At 59.4% G+C, this 19,328-nt stretch carries 16 protein-coding genes, 1 tRNA gene and 1 riboswitch; of the genes, 3 read left to right on the top strand and 14 right to left on the bottom strand.

Annotation, left to right across the window (positions count from 1 at the left end):
* Positions 1 to 2,019, top strand: a complete 2,019-nt coding sequence (locus tag ACYZTK_RS08795; protein ID WP_462014071.1) for a glycerophosphodiester phosphodiesterase — start codon at positions 1 to 3, stop codon at positions 2,017 to 2,019.
* Positions 2,020 to 2,032: 13 nt separating this feature from the next.
* Positions 2,033 to 2,803: a hypothetical protein gene (locus tag ACYZTK_RS08790; protein ID WP_462014070.1), complete on the top strand. Its 771-nt coding sequence runs from the start codon at positions 2,033 to 2,035 to the stop codon at positions 2,801 to 2,803.
* A gap of 61 nt (positions 2,804 to 2,864) precedes the next feature.
* On the opposite strand, the gene ACYZTK_RS08785 is transcribed toward ACYZTK_RS08790, so the two are convergent.
* The 3 genes from ACYZTK_RS08785 to ACYZTK_RS08775 all read right to left on the bottom strand — a co-directional run bounded on the left by ACYZTK_RS08785 (position 2,865) and on the right by ACYZTK_RS08775 (position 5,685).
* Positions 2,865 to 3,845, bottom strand: a complete 981-nt coding sequence (locus tag ACYZTK_RS08785) for an acyltransferase family protein (RefSeq protein WP_462014069.1) — start codon at positions 3,843 to 3,845, stop codon at positions 2,865 to 2,867.
* Between the two features lie 474 nt (positions 3,846 to 4,319).
* Positions 4,320 to 4,754 (bottom strand): hypothetical protein, encoded by a 435-nt coding sequence (locus ACYZTK_RS08780; protein ID WP_462014068.1) that lies wholly within the window; start codon positions 4,752 to 4,754, stop codon positions 4,320 to 4,322.
* The gene (locus ACYZTK_RS08775; protein ID WP_462014067.1) at positions 4,747 to 5,685 is read right to left on the bottom strand and encodes an endonuclease/exonuclease/phosphatase family protein; all 939 of its coding nucleotides are present in this window, start codon (positions 5,683 to 5,685) and stop codon (positions 4,747 to 4,749) included. The genes ACYZTK_RS08780 and ACYZTK_RS08775 overlap by 8 nt, the downstream gene beginning before the upstream one ends.
* A gap of 471 nt (positions 5,686 to 6,156) precedes the next feature.
* Here ACYZTK_RS08775 and ACYZTK_RS08770 point away from each other — a divergent pair, with 471 nt between their 5' ends.
* Complete coding sequence (locus ACYZTK_RS08770; RefSeq protein WP_462014066.1) at positions 6,157 to 6,306, top strand: hypothetical protein; 150 nt, start codon at positions 6,157 to 6,159, stop codon at positions 6,304 to 6,306.
* Positions 6,307 to 6,717: 411 nt separating this feature from the next.
* Here ACYZTK_RS08770 and ACYZTK_RS08765 read toward each other — a convergent pair.
* The 11 genes from ACYZTK_RS08765 to ACYZTK_RS08715 all read right to left on the bottom strand — a co-directional run bounded on the left by ACYZTK_RS08765 (position 6,718) and on the right by ACYZTK_RS08715 (position 19,104).
* Positions 6,718 to 6,791: transfer RNA gene (locus tag ACYZTK_RS08765), tRNA-Gly, on the bottom strand.
* A 151-nt stretch (positions 6,792 to 6,942) separates the two neighbouring features.
* Positions 6,943 to 7,827, bottom strand: coding sequence for an alpha/beta fold hydrolase (locus ACYZTK_RS08760; protein ID WP_462014065.1), 885 nt, complete (start codon positions 7,825 to 7,827; stop codon positions 6,943 to 6,945).
* Positions 7,828 to 8,141: 314 nt separating this feature from the next.
* Positions 8,142 to 8,834 (bottom strand): pseudouridine synthase, encoded by a 693-nt coding sequence (locus tag ACYZTK_RS08755; protein ID WP_462014064.1) that lies wholly within the window; start codon positions 8,832 to 8,834, stop codon positions 8,142 to 8,144.
* Between the two features lie 32 nt (positions 8,835 to 8,866).
* Positions 8,867 to 9,085 (bottom strand): cysteine-rich CWC family protein, encoded by a 219-nt coding sequence (locus tag ACYZTK_RS08750; protein ID WP_462014063.1) that lies wholly within the window; start codon positions 9,083 to 9,085, stop codon positions 8,867 to 8,869.
* 233 nt (positions 9,086 to 9,318) lie between these two features.
* The gene (gene atzF, locus ACYZTK_RS08745) at positions 9,319 to 11,091 is read right to left on the bottom strand and encodes an allophanate hydrolase (protein WP_462014062.1); all 1,773 of its coding nucleotides are present in this window, start codon (positions 11,089 to 11,091) and stop codon (positions 9,319 to 9,321) included.
* A gap of 26 nt (positions 11,092 to 11,117) precedes the next feature.
* Positions 11,118 to 14,768, bottom strand: coding sequence for an urea carboxylase (gene uca, locus ACYZTK_RS08740; protein ID WP_462014061.1), 3,651 nt, complete (start codon positions 14,766 to 14,768; stop codon positions 11,118 to 11,120).
* 261 nt (positions 14,769 to 15,029) lie between these two features.
* Positions 15,030 to 15,671, bottom strand: coding sequence for an urea amidolyase associated protein UAAP2 (locus ACYZTK_RS08735; protein ID WP_462014060.1), 642 nt, complete (start codon positions 15,669 to 15,671; stop codon positions 15,030 to 15,032).
* Between the two features lie 11 nt (positions 15,672 to 15,682).
* On the bottom strand, positions 15,683 to 16,408 hold the full coding sequence (locus ACYZTK_RS08730) for an urea amidolyase associated protein UAAP1 (RefSeq protein ID WP_462014059.1): 726 nt from the start codon (positions 16,406 to 16,408) through the stop codon (positions 15,683 to 15,685).
* Positions 16,409 to 16,420: 12 nt separating this feature from the next.
* On the bottom strand, positions 16,421 to 17,209 hold the full coding sequence (locus tag ACYZTK_RS08725) for an ABC transporter ATP-binding protein (RefSeq protein WP_462014058.1): 789 nt from the start codon (positions 17,207 to 17,209) through the stop codon (positions 16,421 to 16,423).
* Positions 17,206 to 18,021 (bottom strand): ABC transporter permease, encoded by an 816-nt coding sequence (locus ACYZTK_RS08720; RefSeq protein WP_462014057.1) that lies wholly within the window; start codon positions 18,019 to 18,021, stop codon positions 17,206 to 17,208. Before ACYZTK_RS08720 ends, ACYZTK_RS08725 begins: the two co-directional genes overlap by 4 nt.
* Before the next feature lie 15 nt (positions 18,022 to 18,036).
* Positions 18,037 to 19,104: a putative urea ABC transporter substrate-binding protein gene (locus ACYZTK_RS08715; protein WP_462014056.1), complete on the bottom strand. Its 1,068-nt coding sequence runs from the start codon at positions 19,102 to 19,104 to the stop codon at positions 18,037 to 18,039.
* Between the two features lie 62 nt (positions 19,105 to 19,166).
* A riboswitch (guanidine-I (ykkC/yxkD leader) is annotated at positions 19,167 to 19,267 on the bottom strand.
* Positions 19,268 to 19,328: the final 61 nt, after the last annotated feature.

Below are 19,328 nucleotides of genomic sequence, written 5' to 3'. Positions count from 1 at the left end.
TTGGAACTCAAGAATTTTTTTGCCTTGGACGATCAAGGTAATGCGCTCAGCGCAGCGAAATGTTCCGTGTACATGCGAGGTACTGAGACGCTTGTGAGCGGTCTGCTTGCAGCGAATGGCGTGCCGTTGACCAACCCATTTGTGGCAGACCAACTGGGGCTTATCCAGTTCGCTGCAGCTAACGGCCTCTATGACGTCCGTGTTGAAACTGACAGCCGGGACTACCGGATTCGTGCGCAATTCAACGATGTGTCCGAGACCGTTGCGGTAGCTGAAGCCGCAGCTGAACGCGCTGAAGTGGCACGCGACGTGGTTCACCTGTCGGCAGGGCTTAAAGACGACGTCGCCCACGGGTTGGCAACGACTGTCCCCGGGCAAAACTTCACCGCTCCCAGCCTGGAGTCGAATAAGTACCTGACCATCTACAAAAACGAGGCTGGCGCGGCGGTACCAGTTGATAGTTATCCCAATGCGGCCGCGCTGGATGTTGCGATCAAAAATGTTCGACAGGACCATTCGAGTGACGTGCTGTTCAGCGTGGCGGATGAGGGTGGTTTTTCCAAGTTCACACTGACCGCCGATGGCGGATTTGGGACCGCAGAGGTTCACTTTGGACCCGAAAAAATAGCCAACGATTCGTTTGAAATGGGTGCGCCGGGCTCCGGCGTTGACTTTTCCATTAATGACGACGCAGGCTTTGCCCGTCTGGTGCTGGGCGAAGATGGCAGTTTAAAAACGCCAGCCGTCCAGCTCGGCCCCGACAAGGTGGCCATCGATGGCTTTGAGATGCGTACCTCCGCGCCTGGTGTGCGCTTCGCCGTGGTCGACCCGTCAGGCTTTCATGCGGTGCATGTGGGGGCCCACGAATCATTGAGTGGTGCACCTACCCCTTCAGCCCCCAGCACCGTCGGTGGTTTGGCCGCGATTCCTACGTCAGGCCGCCAGGTTATTGCCCACCGTGGCTCCACTGTCGGTGGCATTGCACCGGAAAACTCGCTGGACGCTTACAAGCTGGCGGCGCGCGCCGGCTACAAGCGTGTGGAGACAGACGTGATCAGGACCGCCGACGGTCAGTTTTTGATTATGCACGACGACTCTATTAATCGAACTTGCCGGAATGCGGCTGATTACTCAGTGATTACCGGTACGGTTAACGCGCTCGACAAGACCATGGCGGAACTGCGCGCCAATTACGTGCTGACGTCAGCGGTCCCGCGCTTCCGTCGAAAGATTCCTACCCTGGACGAGTTCTTGGGTGTGTGCCGTGACTTCGGTTTGTACCCAGTGATCGAGCTGAAGTACTTCGGATTCACCAACGCTGAAATTGAGGCCATCACCAACCGGGCTATCGAAATTTTGGGCGCTGATGGGTTTGCCTTCTGCTCGTTCAAACTGGACTACCTGGACTACGTGCGCAGTATCTTTCCCAAGGTCGAGCTGTATTACATCTACGGCAGCGTCAATACGGCGGCAATTGAACACATGGTCGCCATGCAGCCAGCGGCGCTCTATGCCTCGTACAGCGCATACACGGCGGAAACCGTGGCAGAGGCCCACCGCCGAGGGGTAAAGGTCGCCGCTTGGACCGTACCCAACAACCAGTTCGACAACCTGCTGAAGTTGGGATTTGACGAGTTCGCGACCGATACGCTGGCTCCACCACTGGCGGGGCAAAGCATCATTTACAGCGACTACAGCGGCGCCGAGTTTGCGGCCTATGCGACCACCGGCAGCCTGGCGGATGGGGTGGTCACCTTAGCCCAGGGCCAGACGTTGACGTTCGTTCCTGGGCGCAATGTAGCCGTGGGCTTCGGTGCCTATTACTTGAGCCTGGATGTGCGTGGAGCGCTGTCCGTTGCCGCCACGCGCCTGGCTGATTCAGTCGTCAATGCCGGTGATGACTTCGCGTCGTATCGCTGGCAAGCCGCGCTTTACAACGAATCGTTCACGCTCACCGTCACCGCTGGTGCGGGTGGCTGCGTGATCAAAGACGTGCAACTGGCCGTCGCCAAATTCTAAGAGAGGTATACCCATGACAACTATTATCGTGAAAGGCGCTAACTTCGCATCCGGTCATATTGCGCATTACTCGCCGCCGGTTGAGGGGGCTTCACTGTGCGCCTTTGTCGGAGACTCTGACGACACTACCTGGCTGCGCAACTTCGGTTCGGGCGCCGACCTGACGGTAGCCAAAGGTGCGCCTGAAAAGATCGATGCGGCCTTTCGCCGTTTCGGCCCGCAGAATTATCTGGCCAGTGGCGTGTATCGCACGCCGGAAATCACCGTGATGGCGGTCTATCGCAGCATCGTCCCGGCCACCCTGCATGGGGTGCTGCTGAGCAGCGAGCGCGAAGCCGTAGTAGATCCTGGCCGCCGAGGCATTTCGTTGTTGCGTGCCAATGGCGTAGAAGCCGCGTCCATGACGGTGTTCGGTACCAACACTTCCAACGTGTACCAGACGTTTACTAACCAGACTGCAGTGTCTCCGACTGGTCCGGCGTTTATCGCAGGTACGGTTGAGCCTCTTATCCCGACCGGTGCGCGGACAAGTATCGCCCGCTTGACCCCCGCGCCTCTGACCGGAACCAACGCCACGAGTACCACGGCGAGTTTGGCTCCGACCGTTGATGAGGCTTCTTTTCCGCTGCGGATCGGCACCCACTACCGAGCTGACCAGTCGGCGATTGGCCTGATTGATATTGGTTTTCTCGCGGTGTTCCCACGTGTGCTGACCGCGACCGAGAAAGACGCGATGTATCAGTCAGTGAAAAAGCGCTTCGCGGCGCTGGGTGTCGCCATCTGAACTGATCCCTGATACGCCCGCTCAAAAAAAGTCCGCTTATAAGCGGACTTTTTTATGGATGCTATCGAGCTAAAATCGGAACACTTCGGTTCAGGATCCAAGCCGATACATTTCTGATGTAGCGGTCAATCGAGCCTCTACCAAGCACTACGGTGATCAAGGCGGCCACCACCACTGCAGCACCTAGCACCGCTATAGCTCCGTGATGTGTCGAGACCCACCTCAAAGCTCTGCCACCTCCTGCCATAAGGAGGAAGCCGTGTAGCAAGAAGACTGCCATGCTTGCGCTGCCAATCGACGATAGCCAACCGGCTTTTGCTGAAGATGCAACCAGCACCGCGTAAGTCGAAGCGGCCGCTATCAAAATCAACCCACCCCGAATGGCTATGGCGGGCAATCCGCCTGTGTTCAACACATCGAAATTGGCGTATCCAGAGAGCCATGGGTGCCCGATCTCTGCCACGTACAACACGGTCGCCATTGATGCAAGACCCAGAACGGCGGGTACCGCCCAAAGCGGCGAGCTTGGCAACATCGCCATTAGACGTCGGCCATGGACCTGACCAGCCACAAAGAATGGGAGGAAGACGAGTGTCCGTGAAACGCTGAGCGGATAGCCTGCCCAGGATAGAAGACCTGCCCCCACCGCAACCGCTGTCGAGATGAGCAAGGGGAAGGGGAGGCGGACAATCAACGGTAGCAGTGCTAGCCACCAAACCATCGAGAGCAGGAACCAGAGAGCCCAGTAGGGCTGAAGTGGGCCTACCGGGCTGGTGCCATCTTTAATGGTGACCGGTACTACATACGCCAGTTGGAACAATACGAGGATGATTGCCAAGTTGGCTATGCGTCGCCCCAACTGGTCCTGTTTCGCAGTAATGCCCGCAAGGAATACGAAAGCCGGCATGTGGAACATATAGATGGCAGTCAACAGCCCCCTGATGATGGGATCTTCCCAGCCTTTGACGGCTTCTAAGCAGTGCCCGAGCACGACCAAGAAAATCAGTAGCCCTTTTGCGTTATCCATGCGGTGGTCGCGCATTCCGATTGCTCTGTGTGGTTGAAGACGGCGGATTATGCCGATTTGCCACCACCGTATCGAGAGTTAAACCTGAGCAACCGTCACAAACACCTCACTTTCACCCAGATCAACGTCTGAGTCGTATTTTCTGCCAGTTGTCTTCGCTAGCAACCGTCCCTGTGTCGCCGCGAGCGGCGTATAGAGTTGCCCGGTACACGGACGTGAATCGGGAGCAGTGGAGCCCGCGGAGTTTTCGATAGGCCCATGTCCAACCGTGGCTAGTCGTTTCGCTCATGTTTTCCCCCTCAATGTCATCCATTCGCAGATGGTAGTCCCATCGTGGAAAAAATTGGATCCGACCGAAGGAAAATCGTTCGACCTAATAAAAAACATTCGGAGAAGCACTTACCCCCTCCAGCCAAATCCCTAATGCAGATGGCAACAGACCCCGCCCTGAGGGGGGGTCTATCGGTTGCAGGCTGACTGGTGTTGCTGCTAACTATTAGGTTCTTGCTCAATTACGGCTTTCAGTTTCTTACCCGCTTCTGGGGTCGCAATCATCTTGCTCAATGCGTTTTCCAAAGCAGTTTTGTCTTCGCAATATATTTCTTTATCTGACAAAACAATGCGGCAAGGATATCCTGATTCACTGAGTTTCCACTCAGCCAGCTCCGTTGACTGATAAGTTGTCAGTGGGTTTGAAGCAGCGATGGCCCAGTATGTTTTTCTATTCACGAGTTCAGATAAACTCATCGAGAATCCGGATAAGGGCGAGTGTTTTTCAACAATGCTAATTTTTAGCCTGCCATTTGTTGCTTGACTCAATTGTTCGCTAAGTTGCTCTATAACTGAGTCAATTTCATCCTTGTTTGCAATGGCTTTCTCTGCAGCTGAGAGTCCTTTGTTAAATGAATCAATGAAATCAACCATTGTGCATGACCTTTTCTATTTTTCCATATACAGGAAGGTGATCAAATATGAAGTCTGGATTTTTTACCAATTCTATCAGCTCTGGGATTTCATGCACCAAACCGGACCTATGGTTATACGACCATCCGCGTGAAGCCAGAAAAGCCTGAGAATACATTAGCTGATCGAAGGTGTGCCACTTGGTAGTCTTACCGCCTTTGTAGTAATAGCTACCAGCGCCCTGGTGATCTTCAGTCTGCTTGCACAAATGCCTCCAGAAGGGATTATAAAGCAGATATTTCTTACGGCGCACCAAGTCGATGTCGCGACTTGCCATGACTTGCTCACTAAGAGACTCATCGAATGGCTCATCATTGTAATCACCCAGCATGATTACGAATGGGCAGGCATCGTATATTTCGACAATGTCATCAAATGAATCTCTAAGGCGTATCCCCAAAGTGTGACGATCGGCATTATTTTTTTCACACCAGAGCCTGCTGGGCCAGTGGGAAATGAATAAGTGAAATACCGTCTCATCTATCAAAGATATCAGGTCAACTCTTTTTGCAATTTTTAACGTCGATTCTCCTTTCTTGGATATTATGTCCTTAAAGCCAAGTATCGACAGCTTCTGATCATTGCAAATATAACAAACATCAAACTTTGATCGGCCCGCTTTGGTTATGCCTGAGTGAACGCTATATCCCAATTCATTACATACTAGAGCTATAGCAGAGAGGTCTATATCTGACATCTCTCCCAGAGCAATGAAGTCAGCGCCAATCTCGGATATTAAATTTATTACCACTTGGCAGGCGATCGCTCTTTCTGCGGGAGTCGACCTGCTGTTGCCTGAAGGGGCAAGGCTGGTGTTCCACCATGCAAATACGAGATGATTTTCAGAAAACACCAACAGACGCTCCCCTTGAGCTTTCACAAATCCGCGCATTTAAATTAAGCCATTGACGCCGAAATTCAAAGCCCCATCCCCGTTTGAAGGCGCTGATGAGCGCTTCGATGAAAAAAGTTCGCTCAGGATAAAAAACTAACTGATAAAGCACTTATCCCCCTCCCGCCGACGGGCTTTGTGTCCTTTTTTTGTGCAAATCCGGATGTAGTGCAAACGAACCTGCAGCCCAGGCGGGCCGTGGGGCTCTGCAGGGTATTGGCCATTGCACAGAGTGCAAAGTTTGGAAGGGAAATGCAGGGCGGCTGCACAGCGGGACTCAGGGCGGTCACGGACAGGGTAGCGATGGAACCCCCGGTTTCATTGGGCGAAAACTTTGAAAACGTGGGTTTCGGTGGATTTTCAAAAACGCGCACGATCTTTTTCGGGCGGGGACTGGCTGGGGACTGGCTGGGGACTGGGAGAGGCTGAATTCCCTGCAGGCCACGACTGACGGGGGCTGTGGCGTGTTTGATGGATTTCACAGAACTGAACACGATTGACGACCAGCTTCGCCTCTATGCAACCGAACCAGGCGCCCTGAAAAAACGTCTTTTTGTTGAGAGTGGTTCTTATGGGCAGGGGGGTATTTTCAAAAAGAGCGATATCAGCGATATGGATTAGGTGAATGGCCTGGATGCCCCGGTTTTACTGGGCTTTAGATGTTACAGGGGAAGGTAATACGAAGCGATATGAACAGTAATATTTCCGGCAACCCCCCGGTTTCATTGGGTTTTGAGGAATAGAAATATAGCTTTTAAGAAAGGTAATACTATCGCCTTCCTATCGCTAGAATATCGCCTTTTCCACAAACCGCTGAAAGCCTTGGTCTACAAGGGCTGTAGCTAGATTCAGGAGGGAATATTACTAATATCGCTCTTTTTTTGGACCCCCACAGATTTTAGGATTGGCACCTATACGGGGGTTGGGATCAGGTCGTGCGGCTATTTGCGTCTACGCTTATCAAACGGTCCCCAATACGGCCCCCAGAGGGATGCGGTAAAGGATGAACATCGCTGCAGGCCTTGAAAATAGTGGAGCGGGTGAAGGGAATCGAACCCTCGTTATCAGCTTGGGAAGCTGGAGTAATGCCATTATACGACACCCGCTCAGAGCGGCTGACTTTGTACCAGATGTGCGCGTGGAAATGAAGTTTTCTTTGTGTCGATCGCGTTATTACAGGTGAAAAACCGCGTGACGGTCTATCGCGGGCAAGCCTTGCTCCTGCAACGGGAGGGGCTTGCTCGCGATGACGCTGTTTCAGATTGCCAGTGCATGGTGATCCTGGACGTAGTGGTAACGCGGACGGCTTTCGTGTTGTGCAGGTTTCAGAAAGCCCAGCAGGGCGTTGCGGCTGTCGCGGCAGGCGGCTTTGTGTTCCATGTCGAGGAAGTGGCCGGTCGCTTCCAGGGTGGTGAAGGTGCTGTGTTGCACGTGATTGGCGAACAGTCGCGCGCCGTCGGCGGCGGTGTATTCGTCCCATTCACCATTCATGAACAGCACCGGCACCTTGATCTTCTCGGCTGCCTTGAGGAAGCACTGGCGGTCGCTGGTGAGCAGGTCGCTGATGTGGAAATGCATCTGCCCATATTCGTGCTCGGCCAGGCTGCTGACGTGGCGGTAGTTGAAGCGCTTGAACAGGGTCGGCAGGTGCTTGCCGATGGTGCTGTTGACCAGGTTGCCGACGCGGTCGCCGTCGCGGCTGCCGAGGTAGTCGATGCCGCGCTCGAGGTAGTCGAGCATGTGCGCATTGATTTCCGGGGAGAACGAGCTGATCACGGCTTTTTCGATGCGTCGTGGCTGGTGCGCGAGGGCGACCAGGGTCGCGGCGCCGCCCCAGGAAAAAGACAGTACGTGTTCGGCGGCGAAGTGGTCGATCAGCTCCAGGAGGATCTGCCCTTCGACTTCCTTGGTCAGCAATTTCTCGTGCAGGTTGTGGGCTTTGGACTTGCCCGCGTAGGGCTGGTCGTAGCAGACCACGTTGAACTGCGGGTGCAGGTTTTTCACGGTTTGTGCAAACGACGCAGTCGTGGCCATCGAGCCGTTGACCAGGATGATGGTCTTCTCTGCGGCATCTGCGCGATAGAACTCCGTGTAAACCCGATACTGACCTTGTATATCCAGCACAGCGATTTCTGGCCTCATGTCATAAGACTCCTGGCAAGCGGGTATGCGCGCAATTGAGATTGCACGAGCTTTGTGACAGGTAGGCATATGCCTGGAATTTTTGGAGGCCCATGTCGATCCGATGCAGCAGGTCGACGGGTATTATTATTGGCGGGCAGTCTGCCGGTCTGAGGCGGAACCTGAGGGTTCACTAACCGGCAAAAAGTTTCTTAGAAGTATGTTGTGACTCGTCAGTCACATTTCGGCTGACGTCCTGATTCAAGCAGGGGCGAAGGCTTCGCGCAAGTGCCATTGGTGAATTGTTCGACAACTTCTGCTCAGCGGTAGGCTGCTTAGATCATTTGGATCTCATCGGCACTAAGCGGGCGGTATTCCCCCGGTTTCAGCGAGCTGTCGAGCACCAGCGGACCCATGCGTTCGCGGTGCAGGCGCAGCACCTTGTTGTCGAAGTGGCCGAACATGCGCTTGACCTGGTGATAGCGGCCTTCGACGATGCTCAGGCGCGCCGACCTTGGCCCGAGCACGACCAGCTCGGCGGGCACGGTGGTCAGGTCTTCGAACGCGAAGTACAGCCCCTCGGTGAATTTCAGCGCGTACTCCGGGCCGATTTCCTGCTCGGTCTCGACGTAATAGACCTTGGGCAGTTTGGTCTGTGGCTGGGTCAGGCGCCGCGACCAGCTGCCGTCATTGGTCACCAGTAGCAAACCGGTGGTGTTGAAATCCAGGCGACCGGCGATGTGCAGCTCTTCCTTGTGCGGTTCATGGATCAGATCGAGGACGGTCGGGTGCTGCGGGTCACGGGTGGCGCTGACGCAGCCTGGCGGTTTGTGCAACATGAAATGGCGCACCGGCTTGCCGGCCTGCAGCACCTCGCCATCGACTTCGACGCGGCTGAATTCGCGGACTTCGCTATGCGGGTCGCTGACCACGGATCCATCAATGCGCACACGTTTTTCCACCAGCAACAGGCGCACCTGCTTGCGGTTGAAGCACGGCAGGTTGCTGAGAAAACGGTCTACGCGCATGACGGGGAATCGGCAGGAAAAGGCCGGATAGCTTACGTGATCGGCCGGCCTGCTGCTTGCAGTTGCGCTTCCACCTGGGCGCAGCGAGGGCACAGGCACGAGACGTCGCGCAGCTCGGCCGGCAAGGCTTCGAGGACTGCCGGGTCGATGCTGACGCCGTAGCACCAGCAGGCCCGGGCGGCGGTGCGTGGGTCGGCCAGGGTGCAGTCGTTGGGCGCGCCGCAGGCCGGGCAGGTGTCGGGTTTGTTCATAGGCGCAGCGGGGCCCGTTTGAGTGACAGCAGCACGCAGGTGCGGTTACGGCCAGTTTGCCTGGCCCGATACATAGCATTCTAAAGGCACTGTGGGGAAATAACTGCGGATTTGTGGGGTGAATTGGCCGGGATAAGGATAGAGGTGCCTGGACTGACGCCTTCGCAGGCAAGCCAGCTCCCACAGGGACCGCATCAATCCTGTGGGAGCTGACTTGCCTGCAATTCGTGAATTCACTGCCGATCTTTCAGGTACGCACGCCATCCGCCAAAACCACTGATGTCCACCGCGCCTTCCAGGCCGTACCCCTCACAGATAAACCCACTCTCCCATCGACCATCCGCCAGCTGCACTTTTCCCAGGCCCAAAGGCGCCGGGATTCCGGTAAGGAACGAACCCAGCTCGCTGCTTGGCAACTCCCAAACCTCCACCGCAATCGCCACGCCGCCTTCCTTTACCCGCACCATCCCCGGGCGAAACGGCGGGCCACCGGCCAGTGCATACAGCTGGTAGTCCGGCGAACTGACTGTCGTCTCGACCAGCGTCGCCCCGCGGCGTTTCAGTTGCCAGTTCAACGCCAGCCCGTCCAGATGGGCGCCGCACACCACCAGTCGGGCGCGGTCATTGCGGGCGGCCGTGGTCGCTACGGGGGCTGCGCCGGGCTGCTGGTAAGCTTGGGCCACGCTCAGCAGGTATTGATCGGTAAACGCCCGACCAAACAGCGTCACACCCCACGGCAGGCCATTGCCCATGAAAGCGCTGGGGACGGCGACGGCGGCGTAGTCGAGCAGGTTCATGAAGTTGGTGTAGTAACCCAGTTCCGAGTTGCGCAAAACAGGTTCGGCTTCAAGTTTAGCCAGGGTCACCGGACGACCGATGGTCGGTGTGACGACGCAGTCGAGGTGTTCCAGTGCCTTGTCGCACAGTGCCTTCAAGGCCTGCAGGCGGTACTGGGCGCGGAAGGTCTGCACGCCATTGACCGCCGGTGCCTTGGCCAGTACTGCGCGAATCACCGGCAATACCGCCTCTGGATTGCGCTCCATCAACTCGCCGGCGACGCTGTAGCGTTCGGCGACCCACGGCCCTTCATAGAGCAGGCGCGCGGCTTCGAGGAAGGGCGACAGATCCAGTTCCACCGCCTCGCCGCCCAGAGCCTTGAGCCGGTCGATGGCATCCCCGAACAGCAAGGGGCCTTCAGGGCAACCGAAGAACTCGAGGTCCTGGGCGCGCGGTACGCCGAACCGAAATGGCCGTGGAATGCCAAACGCCGAGCCGTCATTCCACAGCGGATTGCTGCGGCTGTACTCGTCCCGAGGATCCAGCTGCGCCGTCAGCGCCAGGAGCTGGCTGGCTTCCCGGGCGGTGGCGGTGAAGGTAGTAACACAGTCGAGGGTGCGGCAGGCCGGGACCACGCCAGCAGTGGAGATCAAGCCTTTGGTAGCCTTCATCCCCAGCAGATTGTTCAGCCCGGCGGGCACGCGTCCGGAGCCCGCCGTGTCGGTGCCCAACGCGAAACTCGCCACGCCCAGCGCTACCGCCAGCGAAGACCCGGCGCTGGAGCCACCCGATGGATACTCCGGCAGCACGCTGTTGGGACATGCGCCATAGGGCGAGCGACTGCCATTGAGGCCGGTGGCGAACTGATCGAGATTGGTCTTGCCCAGGGGAATCGCGCCCAGCGCCAGCAACTGCTCGACGATGGTCGCCGAGCGGTCCGGCACATAGGCAAATTCAGGACACGCGGCCGTGGTGGGGATGCCGGCCAGATCAATGTTGTCCTTGATCGCAAACGGCACGCCGTACAGCGGCAGGCTGTCGATGTCGCGCCCATCGAGCGCGGCGAGATAAGGTTCGAGTTCCTCGACACTGAGCAGGTGAATGAACAGGTGATAGTCCGGGTTCAGTGCGGCGGCCTTGTTGCGCAGGCCCAGGAGCAATTCCCGAGGGGTCAGGCTGCCGTCGCGATAGGCACTGCGCAGGGGGTCGAATTGCAGGTTGATGGTCATGCTGTCAGTCCTTTAAAAAATGAGGTTCACTCGAGTTCCAGCACCACCACGCGCTGCCCGGCACGCACCGGCGAACCGGGTTGCACGCGGATCTCGCGGACGATGCCGGGCATCGGCGCGAGCAGCGGAATTTCCATCTTCATCGACTCCAGGATCACCAGCACATCACCGGCCTGAACCCGGCTGCCGGTCTCGACCTGCACCTGCCAGAGGTTGCCGGCGATGTGGCTGTCGACGCTCATTTCGCCGCTGGCCAATGCGGTTTCTTCGGTGGCTTCAGGGGCGGGTTCTTCACTGTCGAAATGCGCCTGGCCGCTGGCGATCCAGCGCTCGCGTTCGGCGTTGAATGCGCCTTGCTGCTGCTCGCGAAAGGCGGCGATGGTCTCGGCTTCCTGCGCCAGGAATTCCTGATAGTCGGCGAGGTTCAGCTGGCTGTGCTCGATGTTGAGCTCGAAGCGACCCAGGGGGAAATCCCGACGGATGCGCAGCAGTTCTTCGGCGCTGACCGGGTAGAAACGTATCTGATCGAAGAAGCGCAGCAGCCACGGTTTGCCATCGAAGGCAGCGACTTCGCGATAGCGGTTCCACATCTGCAAGGTGCGACCGACGAACTGGTAACCGCCGGGGCCTTCCATGCCGTAGACGCACATGTACGCTCCGCCGATGCCCACCGAATTTTCCGCGGTCCAGGTGCGCGCCGGGTTGTACTTGGTGGTCACCAGGCGATGGCGTGGGTCGAGCGGGGTGGCCACCGGTGCGCCCAGGTAGACGTCGCCCAGGCCCATCACCAGGTAGCTGGCGTCGAACACTGTGCGCTGCACTTCGTCGAGGTTGGGCAGGTCGTTGATGCGGCGGATGAACTCCAGGTTACTCGGGCACCACGGCGCGTCCTTGCGCACGGTGGTCATGTATTTCTCGATCGCCAGCTGGCAGGCGGGATCGTCCCAGGACAGTGGCAGGTGGACGATACGCGAAGGCACTTGCAGGTCCTTGGCGGCGCACACGGCGTCCCATTCCCCGGCGACGATACCCAGCAGATCGGCCAGGGGCAGTTGCTCAGGCTGGTAATGCACTTGCAGCGAACGGATGCCCGGCGTCAGGTCGATCACGCCGTGCAGGCGTTTGCTTTCCAGCGCTTGCATGAGGGCGTGGGCGCGAAAGCGCAGGACCAGGTCGAGCTCGGGGGCGCCGATTTCCAGGAGCAGGTGGGTGTCGCCGGAGAGCCTGGCAACCAACCGCATATCCCCTTGACCCAAATCCATCACTACAGGCGACACAACTTCCAGCCGGGCAAACCCCTGTAGGAGTGAGCCTGCTCGCGATGAAGTTGATGCGGTGTCTGGTCTGGCCCCATCGCGAGCAGGCGCACTCCTACAGGTATTGGGGAATTTCACGGCCAGGGTGCGGGCGGTCTGGAGATCCACTGGGTGAAACTGCACCTTGTCGCCAGCCTTGAGCTGGCCGAGCTGCCACAGGTCTGCCTCGATCACGGTCACCGGGCAGACAAACCCGCCAAGACTCGGCCCATCCGGCCCGAGGATGACCGGCATGTCCCCGGTGAAATCCACTGCGCCAATCGCATAAGGATTGTCGTGAATATTCGACGGATGCAGACCCGCTTCGCCACCGTCGGCGCGCACCCATTCAGGCTTAGGGCCGATCAGGCGAACGCCGGTGCGACTGGAGTTGAAATGCACTTCCCACTGAGTCGCGAAGAATGTGCCGATGTAATTTTCGCTGAAATATTCCGGAGCGCCATGGGGGCCGTAGATCACTCGGATGTGGCGAACGGCGGGCAATTCGCTGAGCTGTTCTTCAGCCAGCGCTACACCATGGCTTTGGTCGTTGAGGGCAGGGACATGCAGCACATCGCCCGCACGCAACGCGCGGCCGCCGTGGCCGCCGAACTGGCCAAGCGTAAAGGTGCTTTTGCTGCCCAGATAATCCGGAACCTGCAGGCCGCCGCGCAGGCACAGATAGCTGCGGGCGCCCGCGCCGGCGATGGTGCCGAGGTTCAAGGTGGCGCCGGCCGGGATCCGCAGCGTGGTATTCATCGCAACGCTTTCGCCGTTCAGGGTCAGGGGAATCGCTGCCCCGGTGACCGCCACCACTGCCTCGCAATTGAAGCGCAGCAACGGCCCGCTCATGGTGATTTCCAGCGCTGCAGCGCCTTCGTCATTACCCAGCAAGCGATTGCCCAAACGCAGCGCGCGACTGTCCATCGGACCGGACGGCGGCACCCCCACGGCCCAATAACCCAGGCGGCCAGGATAGTCCTGCACGCTGGTCTGGGTGCCGGCGCTGAGTACTTCAAAAGTGTTGGCCTGATAGACCAGGTCTTCCAGGCAACGGGTCCACGGCTGGCCGCTGGCGAATGGCGCGTCGAGCAAAATCTGACGCAGGTAATCGCGGTTGGTTTCCACGCCGTACAGCAGGCTGTCGCCCAGGGCCTGATGCAGAGCGCCGGCGGCCTCTTCACGGCTCGCTGCCCAGCAGATGACCTTGGCGATCATCGGGTCGAAGTAGGGCGGGATCTCGCAGCCGGCTTCGACCCAGGTGTCGATGCGCAGGTGTTTGCCGTCGGCAGCCGGGAAGTTCACCGCAGTCAGCAAGCCAGGGCTCGGTTGAAAGTCCCTGCCAGGATCTTCGGCATACAGCCGCGCCTGAATCGCATGGCCCTCGGCTTTCAAGCCGCGGCTCAATTCGCTCAGCGGCGGCAAATCTCCGGCGGCCAGTTCGATCATCCAACGCACCAGGTCGACGCCCCACACCTGTTCGGTGACGCCATGCTCCACCTGCAGGCGAGTGTTCACTTCGAGGAAGTAGAAGCGTTGGTCGGCGCTGTCAAAAACAAATTCCACGGTGCCGGCACTGCGGTAGTTCACCGCCTTCGCCAGTTTGATCGCGGCGGCGCAGAGCTCGTCGGTCATGCCCTCGGGCAGGTTGGGCGCCGGGGTTTCTTCAAGGACTTTCTGGTTGCGGCGCTGCACCGAACAATCGCGTACACCCAGTGCAATCACTTCCCCGCGACCATCGCCGAACACCTGGACTTCCAGATGCCGGGCGCGTTGGATGTACTTCTCGATGAACACCCCGGCGTCGCTGAAATTATTCTGGCCCAGGCGCTTCACCGCTTCGAAGGACTCGCCCAATTCAGCGGCACTGCGGCACACGCGCATGCCGATGCCACCCCCGCCGGCAGTGCTCTTGAGCATCACCGGGTAGCCGACCTGCTCGCCGGCGATCAACGCGGCTTCGAGGCTGTCGAGCAGCTCGGTGCCTTCGAGCATCGGCACGCCGTGCTGTTTGGCCAGGGCCCGTGCGGTGTGCTTGAGGCCGAACACCCGCAGCTGCTCCGGCGTCGGGCCAATGAAGGCGATGTCGGCGGCGGCGCAGGCTTCGGCGAAGGCGGCGTTTTCCGAGAGGAAACCGTAGCCGGGATGGATCGCCGTGGCGCCACTGGCTTTGGCAATGGCGAGGATTTTCTCGACCACCAGATAGGTGCCGGCAGCTGCGCCTTCGCCCAGGCTGTGAGCTTCATCGGCCTGCAGGATGTGCAAGCTGGCCGCGTCGGCTTCGGAGTACACGGCAACGCCCTTGACCTGCAATTCACGCAGGGTGCGCAGGACGCGACAGGCAATGGCGCCACGGTTGGCAATCAGGACTTTTTCGAACATGGCAAACCCCTAGAGGGGATGCGGGCCGTCCCGCAGTTTTTCGACAGGCGCCGAGGTCGTCCCGGGTGCCTGAAACCGATACCCCGGTAGGAGCTGCCGAAGGCTGCGATCTTTTGATCTTGCTTGGGGTACTTGACTGCCTCTGAAGATCAAGATCAAAAGATCGCAGCCTTCGGCAGCTCCTACGGGGACGTCATTTAATGCACTGGCCTGAACGGGCCTGACACAGGGCAAACAGCCATTTGCGCAACCGCATTATTTTCAGTTCCATACCAGCACCTCTGCAGCAGTCGGGTTGTAGGCATTGCACGGGTTGTTCAATTGCGGGCAGTTGGAGATCAGCACGATCACGTCCATCTCCGCGCGCAAGTCGACGTACTTGCCCGGTGCTGAAATACCGTCTTCGAAGGTCAGCCCGCCGTCAGCGGTTACCGGCACATTCATGAAGAAATTGATATTCGGCCCGATATCACTTTTGCCCAGGCGCCCGTCGTGGACGCAGGCCCGCAGGTAGTTGTCGCGGCAGCTGTGCATGTAGCGTTTTTCCAGGGCGTAGCGCACCGTGTTGCTCTCTTGCGCGCAGGCGCCGCCGAGGGTGTCGTGGCGGCCGCAGGTGTCGGCGATGATGGTCAGCATCGGTTTGCCGAGGTTGGAGTAGAGCACGCTGCCGGTGCCCAGGTAGACGCTGTTCTGCCGGCGCAAGGTGCGTTGTACGTCGTAACGTTCCCTCGGGTTGGCCAGGCTGTAGAACAAGGTGTCGACCGCCTGGTTACCTTCCAGGTCGAGGATGCGCAGGGTCTGGCCGGCCTTGACTTCCAGCAGGAAGGGTTCGCCTGCCGGGATGGTGGCGCGGTAGGTCGCGGACTCGGGCAGTTGTAGCGCGGTGGCGATAGCGAGTGACATGGCAGCGATCCTCAGGCGAACAGGCGGTCGGTGTTGATGAAGCCGCGCTGGTTTTCCGGGCGCGAGCTGCGGCAGTGTTCGGCGACGCTGGCATCGGCATTCATCCAGCTGAGCTTCAGCGGTTTGGGCGCATATTCCGGCGCCGGGTCCATCGGGTGTTGCAGGGCGGTGAGCACCACCAGCGTGTCCATCGGTGCGTACAACTCGATGTAGTCCCCGGCCGTAGAGTTGCCTTCGACGAAGTGAAAAGCCCCGGCCTCATCGACGTTGACCCGGCTGAACAGGTTGAGGGTCATCAGCAGGTCGGACAGGCCCAGCCCCCACTTGCCCAGCTCCACCAGGAGGTTGTCGGTGCCGTTGCGGAAGAAGCCATTGCGCAGTTCCTGATAGCGGCCCGCGCCGTATTTATCCGCGACTTCTTCAGCGCACAGCACGCCGCCGAGGCTGTCGCTCCAGCCGCAGGTGTCAGCAGTGATGGCGGCCAGCACGCGGCCCATGTCCGAGTACAGGCAATGGCCGCTGGTGAGCTTGGCGGTGTGTTGGCATTTGAGGCTGTCGGGCAGGTTCAGGCGCTCGGTTTTCTCGTTGGCGTTGAGCAGCGTCAGGCTGACGTTGGCGCCGCCGCGCAGGTCGGTCAGGCGCAGCAGCTGGCCGCGCTTGAGGATGAACGAGCGATGGCCGCCACCTGGCAGGGTTTCTTCGGCGAACACCGGGAACAGTTGAGTCGAATCAGTCATGGGCAATTTCCTCTAAGCGATACGGAGCGTGCCCGCCAGCGCTGCTGGCAGGACGTCGACGGCGGCGCGCTGGACGCGGCGGTCGCTGTTCAAAGGGATGTCGTAGGTGATGCGCGCGCCATAGGCACCCGGTGCGTGGGGGTCGACGCGGACCTTGTCGAACACCAGCAGACGAGTGCCGAGGCTGAAGCCTTCAGACAGGTCATGGGTCACCATGAACACCGTCAGTTGCGTCTCGCGCCACAGCTCCAGCAGCAGGCCGTGCATGTCCTTGCGGATGCCCGGGTCGAGGGCGCCGAAGGGTTCGTCGAGCAGCAGCACCCGCGGCTTCATGATCAGCGCCTGGGCGATAGCGAGCCGCTGTTGCATGCCACCGGACAGCTGCGCCGGGTATTTGTCCAGCGAGTGGCCGAGGCCGACTTTGTGCAGCAGCACCGAGGCTTGCTCGCGGGCGTCTTTTTTCGCGCTGCCGAACAGGCGCCCGAGCAATAGTGAACGCGGCAGTTCAAGGCCGAGGGCGACGTTGTCCAGCACGGTCAGGTGCGGGAACACCGAGTAGCGTTGGAACACCACGCCGCGGCTGGAATCCGGCTCGCCGGCCAGGGCCTGGCCATCGAGCAGAATCTCGCCGCGACTGGCGCGTTCCTGGCCGAGCAGCAGGCGCAGGAAGGTCGACTTGCCGCAACCGGAAGCGCCGACCAGGGTGCAGAATTCGCCCTCGTTGACGTTGAGATTCAAGCCTTCGAGCACCACCTGGTCGGCGTATTGCTGCCAGACATTCTTCACGGTGATAAAGCTCATGCCCGTGCTCCTTCGTACCAGGGGAACGCGCGTTGAGTCAGGCGCTTGAGGCCCCAGTCCATCAACCAGGCGAGCAGGGTAATCCACACCACGTACGGCAGGATCACGTCCATCGCCAGGTAGCGGCGCACCAGGAAGATCCGGTAGCCGAGACCGTCAGTGGAGGCGATGGCTTCGGCGGCGATCAGGAACAACCAGGCCGAGCCGAGCATCAGCCGCAGCGAGATCAGCAGGCGCGGCAGCAACTGCGGGAGTACCACGCGCAACATCAGGGTCCAGGTCGAAGCGCCGAGGGTCTGGGCCTTGATCAGCAACTCTGGCGGGATTTCCCGGGCGCGCTGTTCCAGGTCGCGGGCCAGGCAGGGGGTGATACCGATGACGATCAGCATCACCTTGGACAGTTCCCCCAGCCCGAACACGATGAACAGAATCGGCAGGATCGCCAGTGGCGGTACCATCGACAGCACCGTCAGCAGTGGCGACAACGGCGCGCCGAACAGCGGCAGGGTCCCGGCGGCGATGCCCAGGCACAAGCCGGCCAGTGCGCTGATGCCCAGGCCGATGGCCAGGCGGCGCAGGCTGGAGGCGCTGTCTTGCCACAACAGGTAGTCACCGGTGCGAGCGTCGGCCGTGAAGGCCAGGCGTTTTACCGCGTCGCTCATCTGCGCGGCGCTGGGCAGCAGCTTGTCGTTGGGGTTGTCCGCCAGGCGGTCGGCCGAGCCCGTGAAGTAGGCGAACAGCACCAGGGCGAACGGCAGGATCACCAGCAACAGGCGGCTAGGGCGATCCGGGTGACGATTGATCAGGCGCATGGCAAGTCCTCCTGATTACAGCTTGGCGTCGGCGGCGAGCTGTACGTAGGTCGGGTCGAAACGCAGCTTGAGGTTGCCCTTGTCGCCGCTGGTCACGCCATTGGCGAAGGCCATGCCGACGGCGCTGGTGTCCTTGGCGCCTTCGCCGAGCAAGCCGTGCTGGAAGGAAAATTCGGCGACCTTGCGCATGGTTTCCGGCAGTTGCTGGCTGGTGGCGAAGTCGAGGGCTTCTTGCGGAGTGGCGAACAATTTGGTGGTGTCCAGTTGCGCCTGGAAACCTGCGAGGTCAGTGCCGGACGCCTTGGCCATGTGTTCGAGGGCGACTTTGCTGGCGGCGGTTTTCGCATTCATCAACTCGACCACTTCAAACCAGGCGCCAGTCAATGCCTTGCCCAAGGCCGGGTTGTCTTTGAGGGTGGCGCTGTTGACCACCATCATGTCCATGATTTCGCCGGGGATCTGGCTGGAATTGAACACTTCGCTGACGTCGGGTTTGGCCTTGATGTCCGAGAGCATCGGGTTCCAGGTGGTCACGGCGTTGACCTGGTCGGTGTTGAAGGCTGCAGAGATATCGGCGTCGGAGGTGTTGACCACCTTCAGGTCTTTTTCGGTGAGGTCCACCGAGTCCAGCGCCCGGGCCAGCAGGTAGTGGGACACCGAAAGCTCCACCAGATTGACGTCCATGCCCTTGAGGTCGCTGACCTGCTTGCCTTCACCCTTGAGCACGATGCCGTCGTTGCCATTGGAGAAGTCGCTGACGATCAGCGCGGTGCTGTCGACGCCGCCGGCTGCCGGGATGGTCAGCGCGTCCATGTTGGTCATGGTGCAGCCGTCGAACTGGCCGGCGGTGTACTGGTTGATGGATTCGACGTAGTCGTTGAGCTGCACCACTTCGATCGTGATGCCGTACTTCTTCGCCCACTTGTCGACGATGCCCTGGCTGCCAGCGTATTCCCAGGGCATCCAGCCGGCATAGATAGTCCAGCAGACGCTGAAGTGGTCTTTTGGCGCGGCCTGGGACGAGAAGCTCACGAAAGCTGCAAAGGCTGCGGCGAGCAGGGCGGGTAAACGGGGCTGGGACATGGTGGTTCTCCAGTTGATCATGGGCGGACAGGAAAGCAACGCGGCACCGCGAACGGTGGCTTGTCTCCCGGGCTTTTGTCCCGCCGTGTAACCTCAACTGGAGGTCGCCAACTCTCGGACCAGCCACTCGCCTTAGCGAGCCGGAACCCTAGTCAGCCATTGCAAATTGTGGTGCCGCGAACCTGTGATGACTCCTGCACGGGTTTGCTATAGCGAGAGACGTG

This window comes from Pseudomonas sp. LB3P31, assembly GCF_054897945.1.
This window is presented reverse-complemented; position numbering and strand designations above follow the sequence as displayed.